Source organism: Micromonospora sp. CA-248089 (assembly GCF_050948515.1).
Classification (GTDB): domain Bacteria; phylum Actinomycetota; class Actinomycetes; order Mycobacteriales; family Micromonosporaceae; genus Micromonospora.
This window is the reverse complement of sequence record NZ_CP192016.1, coordinates 5994281-6008889: the sequence shown is the minus strand read 5'-3', so window position 1 is coordinate 6008889 and position 14609 is coordinate 5994281. Positions and strand designations below refer to the sequence as shown.

Sequence of the window (14609 nt, the reverse complement as noted above, 5' to 3'; positions counted from 1 at the left end):
TGAGGAGGGCCCATGTCCGATCTGCCCCCGTCGGGTGCCACCGAGCCGGCGGCGTCCGGCCCTCCGGCCGACCCGACCGCACCCCCGCCTCCTGCCGCCGATCCGGCATCGGGGCCGTCGGGGACCACCGGAGGGGCCCCGCCCGGCTCCGGCGCGTCCGGCGCCGACCCGTGGGCCGGTCACACCGGCCCCGTACCGATCGTGCCTGCCCAGCCGGGGTACGACAGCCCGCAGCCCGGCGCCCCGAACCCGGCCGGCCAGCCCGCCTGGGGCGCCCCGCCCGGCTCGTACGCGCCGGGCCCCCCGCCGCCCGGCTCGAACGCCCCGGGCACGCCAGCACAGGGCTGGACCGCGCCCGGTACTCCGCCGCAGGGCTGGACCGCGCCGGGCACCCCACCGCACGGCTCGAGCGCGCCGGGTACTCCGCCGCACGGCTGGAACACGCCGGGAACCCCACCGCAGGGCTGGAATGCGCCGCCGGGCACCCCGCCCCCGGGCTGGGGCGGCCCCGCGTACCCGGCCTATCCGATGCCTGGCGCGGCGTACCCGATGCAGGCCGGTCCCGGCGCGTACGCCGGCTGGTTCCCCGGCATCGACCCGCAGGATCCGCTCGTCAACCCGCCGCACGCGGGCATCGGTCCCTGGTTCGCCCGCTGTACCGCCGCGCTGCGGCGCGGCTGGCGGCAGCTGCTGCCGATCGTGCTGCTCACCCAGGTGCTCCCGGCTTCGGTGATCGGAGTCCTCACGCTCGTCTTCAGCCCGGAGGGCGAGCTGGCGACCGCACCGGACGGCGCACCGGCGCTGCCGGCCGGCTTCTGGGGGCAGATGTTCGCCTTCTACGGCGTGCTCCTGGCCGCCGGGCTGGTCTTCGGCCTGCTCCAGGCGACGGGCTGGGCCGCCGGCACCTGGGTGGTCGCCCGTCAGGCGGCCGGTGAGCCGACCGGACTCGGCGCCGCCTTCCGGTACGGGATGCGCCGTGCCCTCGGCCTGTGGGGCTGGACCCTCCTGGTCTCGCTGCTGGCCATGCTCGGCACCTGTTTGTGCCTGCTGCCCGGCATCTACGTCACGTTCGCGCTGGCCCTGTTCGGCCCGGTCTACCTGTTCGAGCGGCGGGAGCCCATCGGGCGGGCGTGGCGGATGTTCCACAACCGGTTCGGCATGGTGCTGGGCCGGGTCGCGCTGGTGATCGCGGTGCTCCTCGCGGCGACGGTGCTCGACGCCGTGGTGGGCGCTATCAGCGGGGCGGCGTTCGGTGTCGAGCCGATGAACGCCGTCGGCACCGCGATCGGCGCCGTGGTGCTGGCCGTGTTCGGCGCCCTGCTGGCCACTCCGGCCTACCTGGCGCAGCAGGTCGGGCTGGTCGTCACGTACGCCGAACAGCGGGCTCAGGAAGGCCCGGTGAACGCGGCCCGGCTGGCGGCGGAACTCGGCTGAGCGGGGCTGTCGTGCTTGCACTCGGCTAGGGAGAGTGCTAAACAAGTCATTGGCACTCGCGTACGGTGAGTGCCAGAAGGTCGGGGCGGTAGGGCCACGGCCGCGCCGGTGTCCGAAGGGGCGCCGGAGCGGTACGAGGCCGGTCGTCGCGGGCTGTCCGGCCCGACCGAGGAGACGTCGTCGTCGCCAGGTGGCGACGTCCCCAAGGTGCGTACACCAGACGGCCCATCCGGGCATCCCGGGTGGCCCGTGAGTGTCCAGGAGGACAACGCCGTATGGCCAAGATGATCGCGTTCGACGAAGAGGCGCGCCGCGGCCTCGAGCGGGGCATGAACCAGCTCGCCGACGCCGTGAAGGTGACCCTCGGCCCCAAGGGCCGCAACGTCGTGCTCGAGAAGAAGTGGGGTGCCCCCACCATCACCAACGATGGTGTGAGCATCGCCAAGGAGATCGAGCTCGAGGACCCGTACGAGAAGATCGGCGCCGAGCTGGTCAAGGAGGTCGCGAAGAAGACCGACGACGTCGCCGGTGACGGCACGACGACGGCGACCGTCCTGGCCCAGGCCCTGGTTCGTGAGGGTCTGCGCAACGTGGCCGCCGGCGCCAACCCGATGGCCCTGAAGCGGGGCATCGAGGCGGCCGTGGCCAACGTCTCGGAGGAGCTGCTCAAGCTCGCCAAGGACGTGGAGACCAAGGAGCAGATCGCCTCCACCGCCTCCATCTCCGCCGCCGACCCCAGCGTCGGCGAGATCATCGCCGAGGCGATGGACAAGGTGGGCAAGGAAGGTGTCATCACCGTCGAGGAGAGCAACACCTTCGGCCTGGAGCTCGAGCTCACCGAGGGCATGCGCTTCGACAAGGGCTACATCTCCGCCTACTTCATGACCGACCCGGAGCGTATGGAGGCCGTCTTCGACGACCCGTACATCCTGATCGTCAACAGCAAGATCTCGTCGGTGAAGGACCTGCTCCCGATCCTGGAGAAGGTCATGCAGTCGGGCAAGCCGCTGCTGATCATCGCCGAGGACCTGGAGGGCGAGGCCCTCGCCACCCTGGTGGTCAACAAGGTCCGTGGCACCTTCAAGTCGGTCGCCGTCAAGGCGCCGGGCTTCGGTGACCGCCGCAAGGCCATGCTGACCGACATCGCCATCCTCACCGGTGGCCAGGTCATCAGCGAGGAGGTCGGCCTCAAGCTGGACGCGACCGGCCTCGAGATGCTGGGCCGCGCCCGCAAGGTCGTGGTGACCAAGGACGAGACCACCATCGTCGACGGTGCCGGTGACGCCGAGCAGATCCAGGGCCGGGTGAACCAGATCCGGGCCGAGATCGACAAGAGCGACTCCGACTACGACCGGGAGAAGCTGCAGGAGCGTCTGGCCAAGCTGGCCGGCGGTGTTGCGGTGATCAAGGTCGGCGCGGCCACCGAGGTCGAGCTGAAGGAGCGCAAGCACCGCATCGAGGACGCCGTCCGCAACGCGAAGGCCGCCGTCGAGGAGGGCATCGTCCCGGGTGGTGGCGTCGCGCTGGTGCAGGCCGGCAAGACCGCCTTCGACAAGCTGGACCTGGCCGGTGACGAGGCGACCGGCGCGCAGATCGTCAAGATCGCGCTGGACGCCCCGCTGCGGCAGATCGCCGTCAACGCCGGCATGGAGGGTGGCGTCGTCGTCGAGCGGGTCCGCAACCTCGACCCGGGTCACGGCCTCAACGCCGCGACCGGCGAGTACGTGGACCTGCTGGCCGCGGGCATCATCGACCCGGCCAAGGTGACGCGTTCCGCGCTGCAGAACGCCGCCTCGATCGCCGCGCTGTTCCTCACCACCGAGGCCGTCGTGGCGGACAAGCCGGAGAAGACCCCGGCCGCCCCGGCGGGCCCGGGTGGCGGGGAGATGGACTTCTGAGTCCAGCTCCATCCAGTACGCCGAAGGGGGCGGGCCGCGTCAGCGGTCCGCCCCCTTTCCGCGTACGCGTCAGGTGGGCAGCGGGCGCTGGTTGCGCCGCTTGTGCGCCCTGTCGTACGGCGGTGGCAGCCGCCTCGGCTCGTCCACCGGTTGCCGTGGCTCCTCAATTGTTGGCCCGTCGGCGCCGGTCAGCTCGGCGAGCTGTTCGGCGTCGCCGATGTCGAGCCGGTCGAACGGGAGCTGGCCGGGAAGCTCGTCGGCCGGGCGCCGGCCCGCCGTGGGATCCTCGGCCCGTTCGTCATTCGTGGTCATGCACCGCCTCCTCTGCTCCGACCGTAGAGCCCGGTCGATGGCGAAGGAGGCCGAATGGCGCTATTGACGTTTATGCCCTGTTAATGGCTTTCCGGTAGAGGAAGAACACCCGCTCGATCCGGGCCCCCGCCGCGTTCGAGTAGAACGGCACCGGCCCCACCCAGCCGATCTGTGCCGCGGTGATCCCGGCGGCCGCCTGGTCGCGCAGGCAGCGCCGCAACAGCACGCCGCCGATCCCGGAGCCCTCCGCCGCCGGTGCGGTGCCCATCGGCCCGAACCAGCTCGGCCGCGCCGACCCGTACGCGGCGAACCCGAGGATCTCGCCGTCCCGCTCGGCGACGTGCACTCCCGCGTCCGGCCGCCCCACCGAACCGGCCAGCTCACCGTCCCAGGTGCCGCCGAACGTGGACCGGGCGAACGCGGCGAGCGCCGGCAGGTCGTCGGAGGTGCCACGGCGTACGGTCACGCCCCGCCCGGCCAGCCGCTGCTCGGCGGCCTCGGTGGAGCGCAGCGCCGCCGACCCCTCGGCCAGCTCGGCGGTCATGTTCCAGGCGGTACGGTCCTGCCGGTAGCCGAGCCGCTGCGCGGCGCAGACCGCCGGGGTGTAGCGCACGTCGATGCCGGGCCAGACGTAGTGCGGCGGGTTGCCGGCGAGCAGCACCTCGGCGGCGCCGAGCGCGCCGAGGCGGCTCTCCGCCTCGCTCAGCAGTGCCCCGCCCACGCCCTGGCGGCGCTCCGTCGGCGCGACCGCGACCAGGTCGACGTGGCCGAGGCGCGGATCGGCCGCCGACAGCGACCCGACGAGGACGCCGACAAGCGCGCCGTGGCGGACCGCGCCGAGCATCACGACCGGGCGGTGCGCCGCCGCCCGCCCGGTGAGCGTGTCCACGATGCTCGGTGCCTCGGCCGCGTCCTCGGGCAGGTCGAGCGCTCGCCGGCACAGGTCGACGACCGCAGGCGACGGCTCGGGCGGCAGCTCGGTGATCTCCACGTTCATGGCTGCCGACGGTAGCGCCCCCGGCCGGTCGGCGGTGTCGCACCCGGCCCCTAAGCTGCGCGCTCGTGAGCATGAACGGGAACTGGCTGCGGGTGACGCCTGACGAACTGACCCGGGCCAGAGCAGACCACGACTGGGCGTACGAGTCGGCGCAGGCGGCGGCCGACGCCGAGGACGAACGGTACGCCGGCACCGGAAAGGCGTGGCAGGCGCTGGAGTTCCTGCTGGAGCGGCTCGGCGTCACGGTGCCGGTGATCACCGGGGGAGACCTGCTCGTCGCGCTGCCCGACGCGCTCCCGGAGGGCACGGACTGGGCGGAGTTCCTCGACGCCTACGACTGGGGCTACGGCCCGCCCTCCTTTCTGACCCCGGAGCAGGTGGCCCAGGCGGCGACCGAGCTGGCCGGGATCACTGAGGAGGATCTGGTGCGCGGCGTCGACCTGGCCGAGCTGACCGCGGCGAACATCTACCCGCTGATCTGGGACCGCGACGGTGAGCTGAGCTGGGTCACCCATCACCTGCCGTACGCGCGGGACTTCTTCGCCGCCGCCGCGAAGGCCGGCGACGCGGTCATCTGCTGGCTCGACTGACCGGCGGGGCACCGGGGTGGCCGGCGTGACGATCACGCCGGCCACCACCGGGTCAGGTTCAGCGCAACGTGCCGCTGACGTGCGCGGCCCACTGCCGCTCGAACTCCTGGTACGAGACGCCGAACAGTTCCTGGGTCAGGTCCTCGACCGATTTGCCCCGGTAGTTCCCGGCGACGAACTGGAAGAGCTTCTGCTCGCCGTACTTCCCGGCGATGTAGTCCATCGCCGAATGGCCCAGCAGGTAGTGGTAGTTCAACCGGCCCGCGGACGACGAATCCCAGACCCGGTTGTCGGGCAACGACACCTCGCCGCGGTCGGCGCGCAGTTGTCGCCTGCCTTCCGGAATGCTCTTGCTCGCGGTCCACGGCTTGGGCGAATAGGCCATGTACTCGGCGAATCCCTCGACCGTCCACATGGTCCGCCCAGGGTGTCCGGTTCCGGTCCTGTCGACGGCGGTGAGGGTCGCCATCATCGAGTGGGCGAGCTCGTGCCGGAAGATGATCGGCGGGCCGTCGGGGTGCGCGGCAGTGAAGTATGAGGTGTTGAGGTCGATCACCACCCGGCTGCCGGCGACGAGCGGGCCGTCCAGCCGCTCCATCTTCGCGTCGTACTCCGCGGTGGCCATGCCGATGGAAATGCCTGCCTCCGTGGGCGGCTCATCGGCCACACGCCACAATGTCCCCTGTTCCTTCCTGCCCTTCACGAGTGAGACGACGAAGCCCGACGGGACGTCACCCTCCACTCCTGCGGCCTTCCACGCGGCGATGTTCTTGACGGCCGCCGCCTCGAGGCTCGGCGCGTGACGCCGGGCCTGGGCGCGCAGTGAACCGTCGACGATCAGCAGGGTGTGTGCGGTCTTCTCGACGTGGACGTTGTCCCACTTGTCCCAGGGGGTGGGGTAGAAATCGTCGTCCGACGCCTTGAACCCGGCCGGGATCTTGTCGATCGCAGTGACCTTGAGCGGGCCGTTCCTCTCGTTCTGCACGACCTTCCAGAAGTACCTCCGCTCGATCGGCGCGCGGTCGTACTCACCGATCCGGTGGAGGAACCCCACCATCAGGTCGAAGGTGAACCCCGCGCCGAGCGGCGTGACGTCACCCATGGTCCGGTTGGCGAAGGTCGCCTCGCCGAAGGGGATCTTGGTGAGGTTGTGGAAGACCCGGGTCTGGTCGGCGACCAGCAACTTGTCGGCCGGGTCGAAGGGTGCCAGGAACGCCTTCAGATCCCGGTCCTTGAGCGCCCGGGTGTGCTCGGCCAGCAGGCGGTCGACAAGCTCCCGCTTGACCGGGTTGTTCTTCTCCTCGTAGGCGGCGGCCCGGTCGGCGGACCGTTCCAGGTTGTAGTTGCGCAGGGCGAAGGCGCCGCCCACGCAGAGCAGGACGACCGCCATGAGGGAACTCAGGGTGATCCAGATCCAGCGCTTCGACTTCTTCCGTTGCGGCGGTCCGGGGTGGTACCTACCGGGCGGGCCGTACCCGCCAGGGCCGGGCATGGCCGGCGGCGGGCCGTACGGCCCACCCGGACCGGGAGGCGGGTACGCCCCCGGCGGAGGATGGGCGCCCGGCGCCGGGTACGCGCCAGCAGGCGGATACGGGCCAGGGTGCGCGTACGCGCCGCCCGGCGGCGGATGGGCAGCCGGGCCGTGCGGGGCGGCCGGATTCGGTGGGGTCGGTATGTGTCCCTCGGTCATTCGCTCAGTCCTTGTTCGTCTCCGTACCGGCGAGGGACGCGCGAAGACACAGGCCGTCCCCCGATCGGCTGCTTCAGATCGCACCTGTTGTTCCGCCCGGTGCCAGGCGGTGGCGTCGGACGCCGTGATCCACAGGAGCCGGCCGACCGCGCAGCGCGCGGCCGGCTGATGCCGTGCCGATCTAGTGGCGCCGGCCGTCGCGCTCGGTCCGAGCGCGTGCACCGGGGTGCCTCGCGACGGTGCCCGTCGTCAAAGTCGTGCCGAGCCGGGCGAACATCGCCTGCTCAAGGTGCCCGGTATCGGTTGTCGTCGCTGGAACCGCCACACGTCTCCCCCGTTTTCGTGGATGCCGGCCCCGGCCGATCGGACTTACGGCCGGGTGCTGGAGTGCCCACATGATCAGCGGGGCACCGTCCACTGTCAAGAGTCATGCGGTGATGACGGCGCGTACTCACCGGGCCCGGGCCGCGCGCACGGCTGCGTACGCGTCGACCAGCCCGGCGCCGGAGACGTCCTGCGGTCCGCCACAGGCACCGGCTCCGGTGGGCGGCACGACCGGCTCGGCGGTGTCGCGCAGGATCGCCCGGGTCCGCTCCAGGTCACCGATCAGCGCCGGGTTCGCCGACCACATCAGCGCCACCACGCCCGCCACCTGCGGGGTGGCCATCGAGGTGCCGTCCAGGGTGGCGTACCCGCCGCCGGGCATCGCGGAGAGCACCGCGGCACCCGGGGCGACCAGGTCGGGCTTGGCCTGACCGTCCGGCGCCGGGCCGCGGCTGGAGAACTGCGTGACGCGGCGCTGCCGGTCCACCGCCCCGACGGTCAGCACGTCCGGGTACGGCGCGGGCGGGTCCGCGATCGAGCCGCACGACGGGCCGGTGTTCCCGGCCGCGGCCACCACCAGGATGCCGGCCGCGGTCAGCGCGGCGGTCGCCGGTCGCAGTGCCCCCGGATCGCACCCCTCCACCGGCGGGCAGCCCCACGAGTTGGTGAGCACGTCCGGGGCGCGCGCGGGACGGCCGTCGGTCAGCGGGTTACCGCCCGGCGGGAACGGGGCCAGCATGAACTGGAGGCAGTCGAGGTAGCGGGCCGGGCTGCCCATGTTGCGGTCGAGGTTGACGCAGCCGACCCAACTCGCACCCGGCGCCACGCCGATCCCGTCCCGGCCCACCGCGCTGCCCAGCGTGTGGGTGCCGTGGCCACCCCGGTCGGCCGGGGTGCGGCGGCCCTCCCACGGGTCGTACCAGGAGTCCTCGCCGCCCCGGAAGCCGTCCGCGAGCGCCGGGTGCCGGCCGTCCACCCCGGAGTCGGAGCTGCCCACCACCACGCCGGACCCGGTGACCCCCAGCTCCGACCAGACCCGGTCCGCGCCGATCAGGGAGACGTTCCAGGCCGGGCCGCCCGGCGCCGGCTGGTCGCCCCGCGCCTCCGGTGCGAGTGCGGGCAGCGGGCGCACCCGTTGGCTCACCAGAACCCGGGCCACCTCGGGACGGCTGGACAGCCAGGCCCGTACCGCCGGGCCGCCGTCCGTCTCGATGGCGTTGACCAGGTAGTACGGCGTCGGGTTCAGCCGCATCCGGGTCAGCGTGCCGCGCAGGTCGCCCTGCGTGCGGTCGGCGGTGGCCACCAGCCGCCGGTAGACCTCCGTCGCCCGGGCGTCGCGCCCGGCCCGGCCCGGCGTCCCGGCCGGCAGGCCGGTCAGGTCGGCCTGTTCGCGCAGCACCACGAGGAGCCGCTCGCCGTACAGCCCGGGCTGGCCGGGGACGACGTACACCACGGCGACGGCGGCGAGCAGCGCGGCGGCGGCCAGCGCGGCCGGACCGCGCCGGGGCGCGCGGGCGCGGGACCGGGCGAGCAGCACGCCGTACCCGACGGCGAGGACGACCGCGACGGCGAACGCCACGCCGGTGCCCACCGCGACCCAGAACGGCACGTCGCGGGTGGCGGCGAGCAGGATGCTGATCTCCTCCGGATCGGTGAAGGCGAGCGGCCCCAGCAGGGCGAGCCCGACCAGCAGGCGCACCGGTGCGGGCCCGGCCGGCCGGCCGGCGTGCCGCGCCGCCGCCTCCAGGGCGGCCGGCACGAAACCGAGCGGCGGCAGCAGGACCAGCGCCGGCAACTGCACGCCCGACTGCCCGGCACCGGCCGCGAGCGGTGTCAGCGCGACGCCCGCGACCAGGCCGCCGACGAGCACCAGCCGGGCCGGTCCGGGCCCGAAGGCGGCCCAGAAACCGGTGCCGAGCAGCGCCCCGGCGAGCGCACCCAGCGCGGCGGCGGCCAGGCCGGCGAGCAGCGTCTCCAGCGCTCCGCCCAGCGCGCCCACCCACGCCCAGGGCAGCAGCACCGCCAGACCGGCCGCGATCGCCAGCAGCGACACCGTCCCGAACCGGCCGTCCGGGACCGCGTCCACGACGACCGGCGGCCGGACGCGGCCGAGACGGACGGCGACGAGCGCGAGCACCGCGGCGGTCAGCGCGAGCGCGCCCAGGTACGCCTCGTGGTGCACCGGCGGCACCGTTCGCAGCAGCGTGGTCGCGCCGAGCGCGACCACGGCGGCGGTCCAGGCCCGGCCGGTGACCCGCAGCGCGGGGGACCGGGGCGCGAGCGCCAGCGTCAGCGCCGGGGCACCGGCCAGCAGGACGGTGGCCACCGCGACCACCGGCCAGGCCGCCACCGGGCGGTTCGCGCCGATGACCAGCGCCACCTGGTCGACCAGCCAGCCGGTGATCTGGCCGGGCACGGTGAGAAGCACGATCCACACCCCGGTCGCCACCGCCGCGACGACCGGCCACGGCCCGGTCTCGCGCGGTGCCGACGGCGGTACGGGGGCGGGCGGCGGACCGGTCAGCATGGTCATCACGGTACGGGCGGGCCGTGTCGCCGCGCGTCCAGGACGGTTACCGTGGACTGGTGCGTGACCCGAGTGTGTCCCGATCCACGGCCGGCCAGCTCTCCGCCGAGCGCCGCGCCGACGACCTGCGCCGTCTCCGGGCCGAGCGGTTCGACGTGCTGGTCATCGGCGGTGGCGTGACCGGAGCGGGCGCGGCACTCGACGCCGCCTCCCGTGGGCTCAAGGTCGCCCTGGTCGAGGCGCGTGACTACGCCGCCGGCACGTCCAGCCGGTCCAGCAAGCTGATCCACGGCGGCCTGCGCTACCTGGAGCAGCTGGAGTTCCACCTGGTCCACGAGGCGCTGACCGAGCGCGGCCTGCTCGCCACCCGGCTCGCGCCGCACCTCGTCCGGCCGGTGCCGATCCTGGTGCCGCTGCCCGCCGAGGGCGGTGCGCGTGACCTGCCCCGGCGGATCTTCCGCCGCTCCTACTACGGCCTCGGCGTGGCCGCGTACGACGCGTTCGCCGGGATCTTCGGCGGCGGGCGTGGCATGCCGCTGCACCGGCACCTCACCCGCGAGGGCACCCGCCGGATCTTCCCCAGCCTTCGGCCGGACAAGCTGGCCGGCGCGATCCGCTACTACGACGGCCAGGTCGACGACGCCCGCCTGGTGGTGACGCTGGCACGGACCGCGGCGAGCCTCGGCGCGACAGTGGTGACCAGCGCCCGCGCGGTCGGCCTGACCCGGCAGGCCCGGGAGGTCACCGGCGTGCGGGTCCGCGACCTGGAGGCGCCCGCCGGCTCGCCGGACGCCGAGTTCGAGGTACGCGCCCGCACCGTGATCGCCGCCACCGGCGTGTGGAGCGACGACATGTCGCGGATGCTCAACGACGTCGGGCTGCGCCCGAAGCTGCGGGTCCGGGCCTCCAAGGGGGTGCACCTGGTGGTGCCCCGCTCGGCGATCGTGGGCGAGACCGGCCTGATCCTGCGTACCGCGACGAGCGTGCTGTTCGTGATCCCCTGGGGCGGGCACTGGATCATCGGCACCACCGACACGGACTGGCAACTCGACAGGTCCCACCCGGCCGCCACCGCGAGCGACATCGACTACCTGCTGTCGCAGGTCAACATGGTGCTGGACCGGCCGCTGACCACCGCCGACATCGAGGGCGTCTACGCCGGGCTGCGTCCGCTGCTCGCCGGCGAGGCGGACTCCACCTCCAAGCTCTCCCGGGAGCACGCGGTGGTGGAGCCGATGCTCGGCCTGCTGCTGGTGGCGGGCGGGAAATACACCACATACCGGGTGATGGCCTCCGACGTGGTCGACCGCGCGATGCACCGGCTCGGCCGGACCCGCCCCTCGCGTACCGCCGACCTGCCGCTGCTCGGCGCCGACGGGTACGCGGCCATGTGGCGGGACCGGGCCGACCTGGCCCGCCGGCACGGGGTGGCGGTCGGGGTGGTCGAGCACCTGCTGGAGCGCTACGGCACCCTCACCCTGGACCTGCTCGCCCTGGTCGACGCCGATCCGCTGCTCGGCTCGCCGCTGGCCGGCGCACCGGAATACCTGGCCGCCGAGGTGACGTACGCGGCCCGCGCCGAGGGCGCGCTGCACCTGGAGGACGTGCTCACCCGGCGTACCCGGATCTCGATCGAGACCAGCCACCGCGGCCTGGAGTCGGCGGAGCACGCCGCCGAGCTGATGGGCGCGGTGCTCGGCTGGGACGAGGCGACCCGGGACCGGGAGGTCGCCCACTACCGGGCGCGGGTGCTGGCCGAGCGGGAGTCGCAGCTCATGCCGGACGACATCGCGGCCGACGCGGCCCGCCTCGGCGCGCCCGATGTGCGTGGATTCGCAGCAGACCGTGGGACCGACGGCCCGGGCGTTGAACTTCCGGCCTCCCCCAGGTAGTGGATCCCCGACCCGGGCCACTCGGCCGGTAGTGCGCGCTACCTACGGAAGTGTAGGTTTCCCCGCGTGGTTCGCCCGTCCTGGTTGCGCGTCCCCGCTCTGTCCGTCGTCGTCCTGCTGGCGCTGACCGGCTGTTCCTTCGGCCGGGCCGAGGGTGCCACCACGCCCGGAGCGGCCGGCACGGCCGGCCCGACACCCGCGGGTAAGCGCGTCTCCCTGGTGCAGCGGCTCGGCGACGGCCCGGTCCGCAACCTCGACGTCGACCCGTCCGGCCGCTGGCAGTGCCGCGACTGCGCCGGTGACGGCGTGGACGCCACCGGCACGCTGACCCCGGAGCAGACGAAGCGGCTCCAGCGGATGCTCGCGGACCCGGCGATCGCGAAGGAGACCGACCAGGCCCGCAGCTACAAACAGGGCTGCATCGGTGTGCTGACGTCGACGCTGCTCGTGCCTCCGGACCTCACAGTCACGATCCAGGACTGCCCGGGCGAGCCCAAGCCGAAGGTGGCCTACGACGTGCTGCTGCTCGTCACCCAGGCCACACCGGCGGTGGACAAGAGCTAGAACACCTTGCCGGGGTTGAGCAGCCCGGCCGGGTCCAGCGCCGCCTTGATCGCCTGGTGCACGCGTACGCCCACCGGGCCGATCTCGCGGGCCAGCCAGTCCCGCTTGAGCAGCCCGACGCCGTGCTCCCCGGTGCAGGTGCCGCCCAGGTCCAGCCCCAGCCGCATGATCTCGTCGAAGGCCCGCCGCCCCCGGGCCAGGCTCGCCGGATCGGCCCGGTCGACCACGATGTTCGGGTGCATGTTGCCGTCGCCCGCGTGGCCGACCACTCCGATCGGCACCTGGCACGCCTCGGCGATCCGGGCCACCCCGTCGAGCAGCTCCGCCAGCCGGCCGCGCGGCACGGCCACGTCGTCGATGACCAGGCCGCCGTTGCCACCCGGGAACGTCTCGGCCGCGAACCGCTCCATCGCCGGGTGGGCCAGCCGCCGCGCCTGAAGCAGGGCCGCGGCCTCGGTCGCGTCGGTCGCCGCGTAGACCTCGTCGGCGCCCGCCGCGGTGCACACCTCGGCCAGCCGGGCCAGGTCGTCGGCGGCCCGGGCGCCGGTGTCCACCGCCGCGAGCAGCAGCGCCTCGGCGTCGGTACGCAGACCCATCGGCCGGTACGCCTCGATCGCGCGCAGATGGGTCCGATCCAGCAGTTCCAGCAGGCTCGGGGTGAGCCCGCGCTCGGCGATCCCGGCCACCGCGCCGCCGGCCGTCGCCACGGTGGGGAAGACCGCTACCAGCGTCAGGGACTCCTCCGGGGCCGGGCGCAACGCCACGGTCACCTCGGTGATCACGCCGAGCGTGCCCTCCGAGCCCACGAACAGGCGGGTCAGGTCGTACCCGGCGACGCCCTTGGCGGTGCGCCGCCCGGTGCGCAGCACCTCGCCGGAGGCGAGCACCACCTCCAGGCCCAGTACGTACTCGCTGGTCACGCCGTACTTCACGCAGCACATGCCACCGGCGTTCGTGGCCACGTTGCCGCCGATCGTGGACGACTCCCAGGAGCCGGGGTCCGGCGGATACCAGAGGCCGTGCTCCCGTACCGCGCGGGCGAGCGCCGCGTTCACCACGCCCGGCTGCACCACAGCGATCCGGCCGACCGGGTCGATCTCCCGGACCGCGTCCATCGCCACGGTGCTCACCACCACCGCACCGGCGACCGCGTTCGCCGCGCCGGCCAGCCCGGTCCGTGCGCCCTGCGGCACCACCGGTACGCCGTGCCGCCCGGCCGCCCGGACCACCGCCACCACCTCGTCGGTGTCGCGGGGACGCACCACCGCCAGCGGGGTGCCGGAGTCGCACAGGTCGGCCTCGTCGCGCTCGTGCCCGGCCAGCAGGTCCGGGTCGGTCAGCACGGCGGCGTCACCGAGCGCGGCCCGCAGGTCGTCGAGGAGGGGATGGGCGGCCATGCGGGGAAGGCTACCGGCGTACCGTCTGTTGCCGTGCTCTACCTGGACCCGCCCGCCGTGCCCTGGCGCGGCCGGCTCTGGTCGCACCTGATCAGCGACGTCTCGTACGCCGAGCTGCACGCGTTCGCCGAGATGCTCGGCGCGCCCCGGCGCGGCTTCGACCGGGACCACTACGACGTGCCCGCCGAGCGGTTCCGGACGGCGGTCTGGCTCGGCGCCACTGTCGTGTCCTCGCGGGAGATCGTCCGGCTGCTGCGGGACGCCGGTCTGCGCCGCCCGAAGCACCGCGTCTCAGGCGAGACCGGCCAGCTCCCGGGACAGGTTGGCCCGCGCCCGGGCCTCCCAACGGGCGTGCGGCTCGGGTAGGCGGTAGAGCGCCGGCAGGGCGAGCAGGTGCCGCAGCACCGCGGCCCGTCCGGCACGGAAGTCCGGTTCGGGCACGTGCGCGTACTCGGCGCGGATCGCGTCGGCGTACCTGTCGTAGCGCTCCGCCGGGGCGGCCAGCACCGCCAGGTCCGCGTCGCAGAGCAACGCGCCGTCCGGGTCGTCCGGCCCGACCACGTGACCTGCGGTGAGCAGCACCAGGCGGCGTACCCCGGTCACCGTCGCGGCCGGGAGACCGGCGGCGGCCAGCAACTCGGCGGCCAAGTCGGCGCTGGCCCGCTCGTTGGCGTCGCCCGCCGCGCGCGGGTCGTAGACCGCGTCGTGGCACCACGCCGCCAGCCGGACCAGGCCGGGGTCGCGGGCCAGACCGGCGTACGCGTCGACCACGTCGAGCACCGCCCGCAGGTGCGCCTCGTCGTGGTAGCGCCGGTGCGGCTCCCGCCAGCCCGCCAGCAACCGGGCGCCGGCCCGGTCGACTCCCGCCGGATCGGTCGCGCCCGCCGCCCGCGCCGTCTCCCGCCACCGTGCCGTCAGATCGTCCACCGGGTGCAGTCTGCCCCACTCCGGCCCGGGCGCAGGGATTCAGCCGGGGTGGTACGG

Annotated in this window: 12 protein-coding genes; 6 read left to right on the top strand and 6 right to left on the bottom strand. The window is 73.9% G+C overall.

Features of this window, described 5'->3' with window-relative positions; translation table 11 throughout:
• Nucleotides 1-12 precede the first annotated feature (12 nt).
• Together ACQP26_RS28180 and groL are read left to right on the top strand one after the other, a co-directional pair.
• Complete coding sequence (locus ACQP26_RS28180) at nt 13-1434, top strand: hypothetical protein (protein WP_433494418.1); 1422 nt, start codon at nt 13-15, stop codon at nt 1432-1434.
• Nucleotides 1435-1709: 275 nt separating this feature from the next.
• Nucleotides 1710-3332 (top strand): chaperonin GroEL, encoded by a 1623-nt coding sequence (groL, locus tag ACQP26_RS28175; protein WP_018787968.1) that lies wholly within the window; start codon nt 1710-1712, stop codon nt 3330-3332.
• Between the two features lie 69 nt (nt 3333-3401).
• Here the strand turns inward: groL and ACQP26_RS28170 are convergent, their stop codons facing one another.
• Complete coding sequence (locus ACQP26_RS28170) at nt 3402-3644, bottom strand: hypothetical protein (protein WP_433494417.1); 243 nt, start codon at nt 3642-3644, stop codon at nt 3402-3404.
• A 70-nt stretch (nt 3645-3714) separates the two neighbouring features.
• Nucleotides 3715-4641, bottom strand: a complete 927-nt coding sequence (locus ACQP26_RS28165) for a GNAT family N-acetyltransferase (protein WP_433494416.1) — start codon at nt 4639-4641, stop codon at nt 3715-3717.
• A 71-nt stretch (nt 4642-4712) separates the two neighbouring features.
• Between ACQP26_RS28165 and ACQP26_RS28160 the strand changes: the two genes are divergently transcribed.
• Nucleotides 4713-5231, top strand: coding sequence for a DUF1877 family protein (locus ACQP26_RS28160; RefSeq protein WP_433496214.1), 519 nt, complete (start codon nt 4713-4715; stop codon nt 5229-5231).
• 58 nt (nt 5232-5289) lie between these two features.
• On the opposite strand, the gene ACQP26_RS28155 is transcribed toward ACQP26_RS28160, so the two are convergent.
• Together ACQP26_RS28155 and ACQP26_RS28150 are read right to left on the bottom strand one after the other, a co-directional pair.
• Entirely contained in the window at nt 5290-6621 is a 1332-nt protein-coding gene (locus ACQP26_RS28155; protein ID WP_433494415.1) for a hypothetical protein, read from the bottom strand.
• 751 nt (nt 6622-7372) lie between these two features.
• On the bottom strand, nt 7373-9778 hold the full coding sequence (locus ACQP26_RS28150; RefSeq protein WP_433494414.1) for a S8 family serine peptidase: 2406 nt from the start codon (nt 9776-9778) through the stop codon (nt 7373-7375).
• A 68-nt stretch (nt 9779-9846) separates the two neighbouring features.
• On the opposite strand from ACQP26_RS28150, the gene ACQP26_RS28145 reads away from it, so the two are divergent.
• Nucleotides 9847-11664, top strand: coding sequence for a glycerol-3-phosphate dehydrogenase/oxidase (locus ACQP26_RS28145; protein ID WP_433496213.1), 1818 nt, complete (start codon nt 9847-9849; stop codon nt 11662-11664).
• Nucleotides 11665-11730: 66 nt separating this feature from the next.
• Entirely contained in the window at nt 11731-12228 is a 498-nt protein-coding gene (locus ACQP26_RS28140; RefSeq protein WP_433494413.1) for a hypothetical protein, read from the top strand.
• Here the strand turns inward: ACQP26_RS28140 and ACQP26_RS28135 are convergent.
• Complete coding sequence (locus ACQP26_RS28135; protein WP_281579640.1) at nt 12225-13625, bottom strand: FAD-binding oxidoreductase; 1401 nt, start codon at nt 13623-13625, stop codon at nt 12225-12227. The genes ACQP26_RS28140 and ACQP26_RS28135 overlap by 4 nt on opposite strands.
• Nucleotides 13626-13658: 33 nt before the next feature.
• Between ACQP26_RS28135 and ACQP26_RS28130 the strand changes: the two genes are divergently transcribed.
• A complete protein-coding gene (locus tag ACQP26_RS28130) occupies nt 13659-13991 on the top strand; it encodes a DUF4031 domain-containing protein (RefSeq protein WP_433494412.1) in 333 nt (110 codons plus the stop codon).
• On the opposite strand, the gene ACQP26_RS28125 is transcribed toward ACQP26_RS28130, so the two are convergent.
• Entirely contained in the window at nt 13917-14552 is a 636-nt protein-coding gene (locus ACQP26_RS28125; protein WP_433494411.1) for an HD domain-containing protein, read from the bottom strand. The genes ACQP26_RS28130 and ACQP26_RS28125 overlap by 75 nt on opposite strands.
• Between the last annotated feature and the right edge of the window lie 57 nt (nt 14553-14609).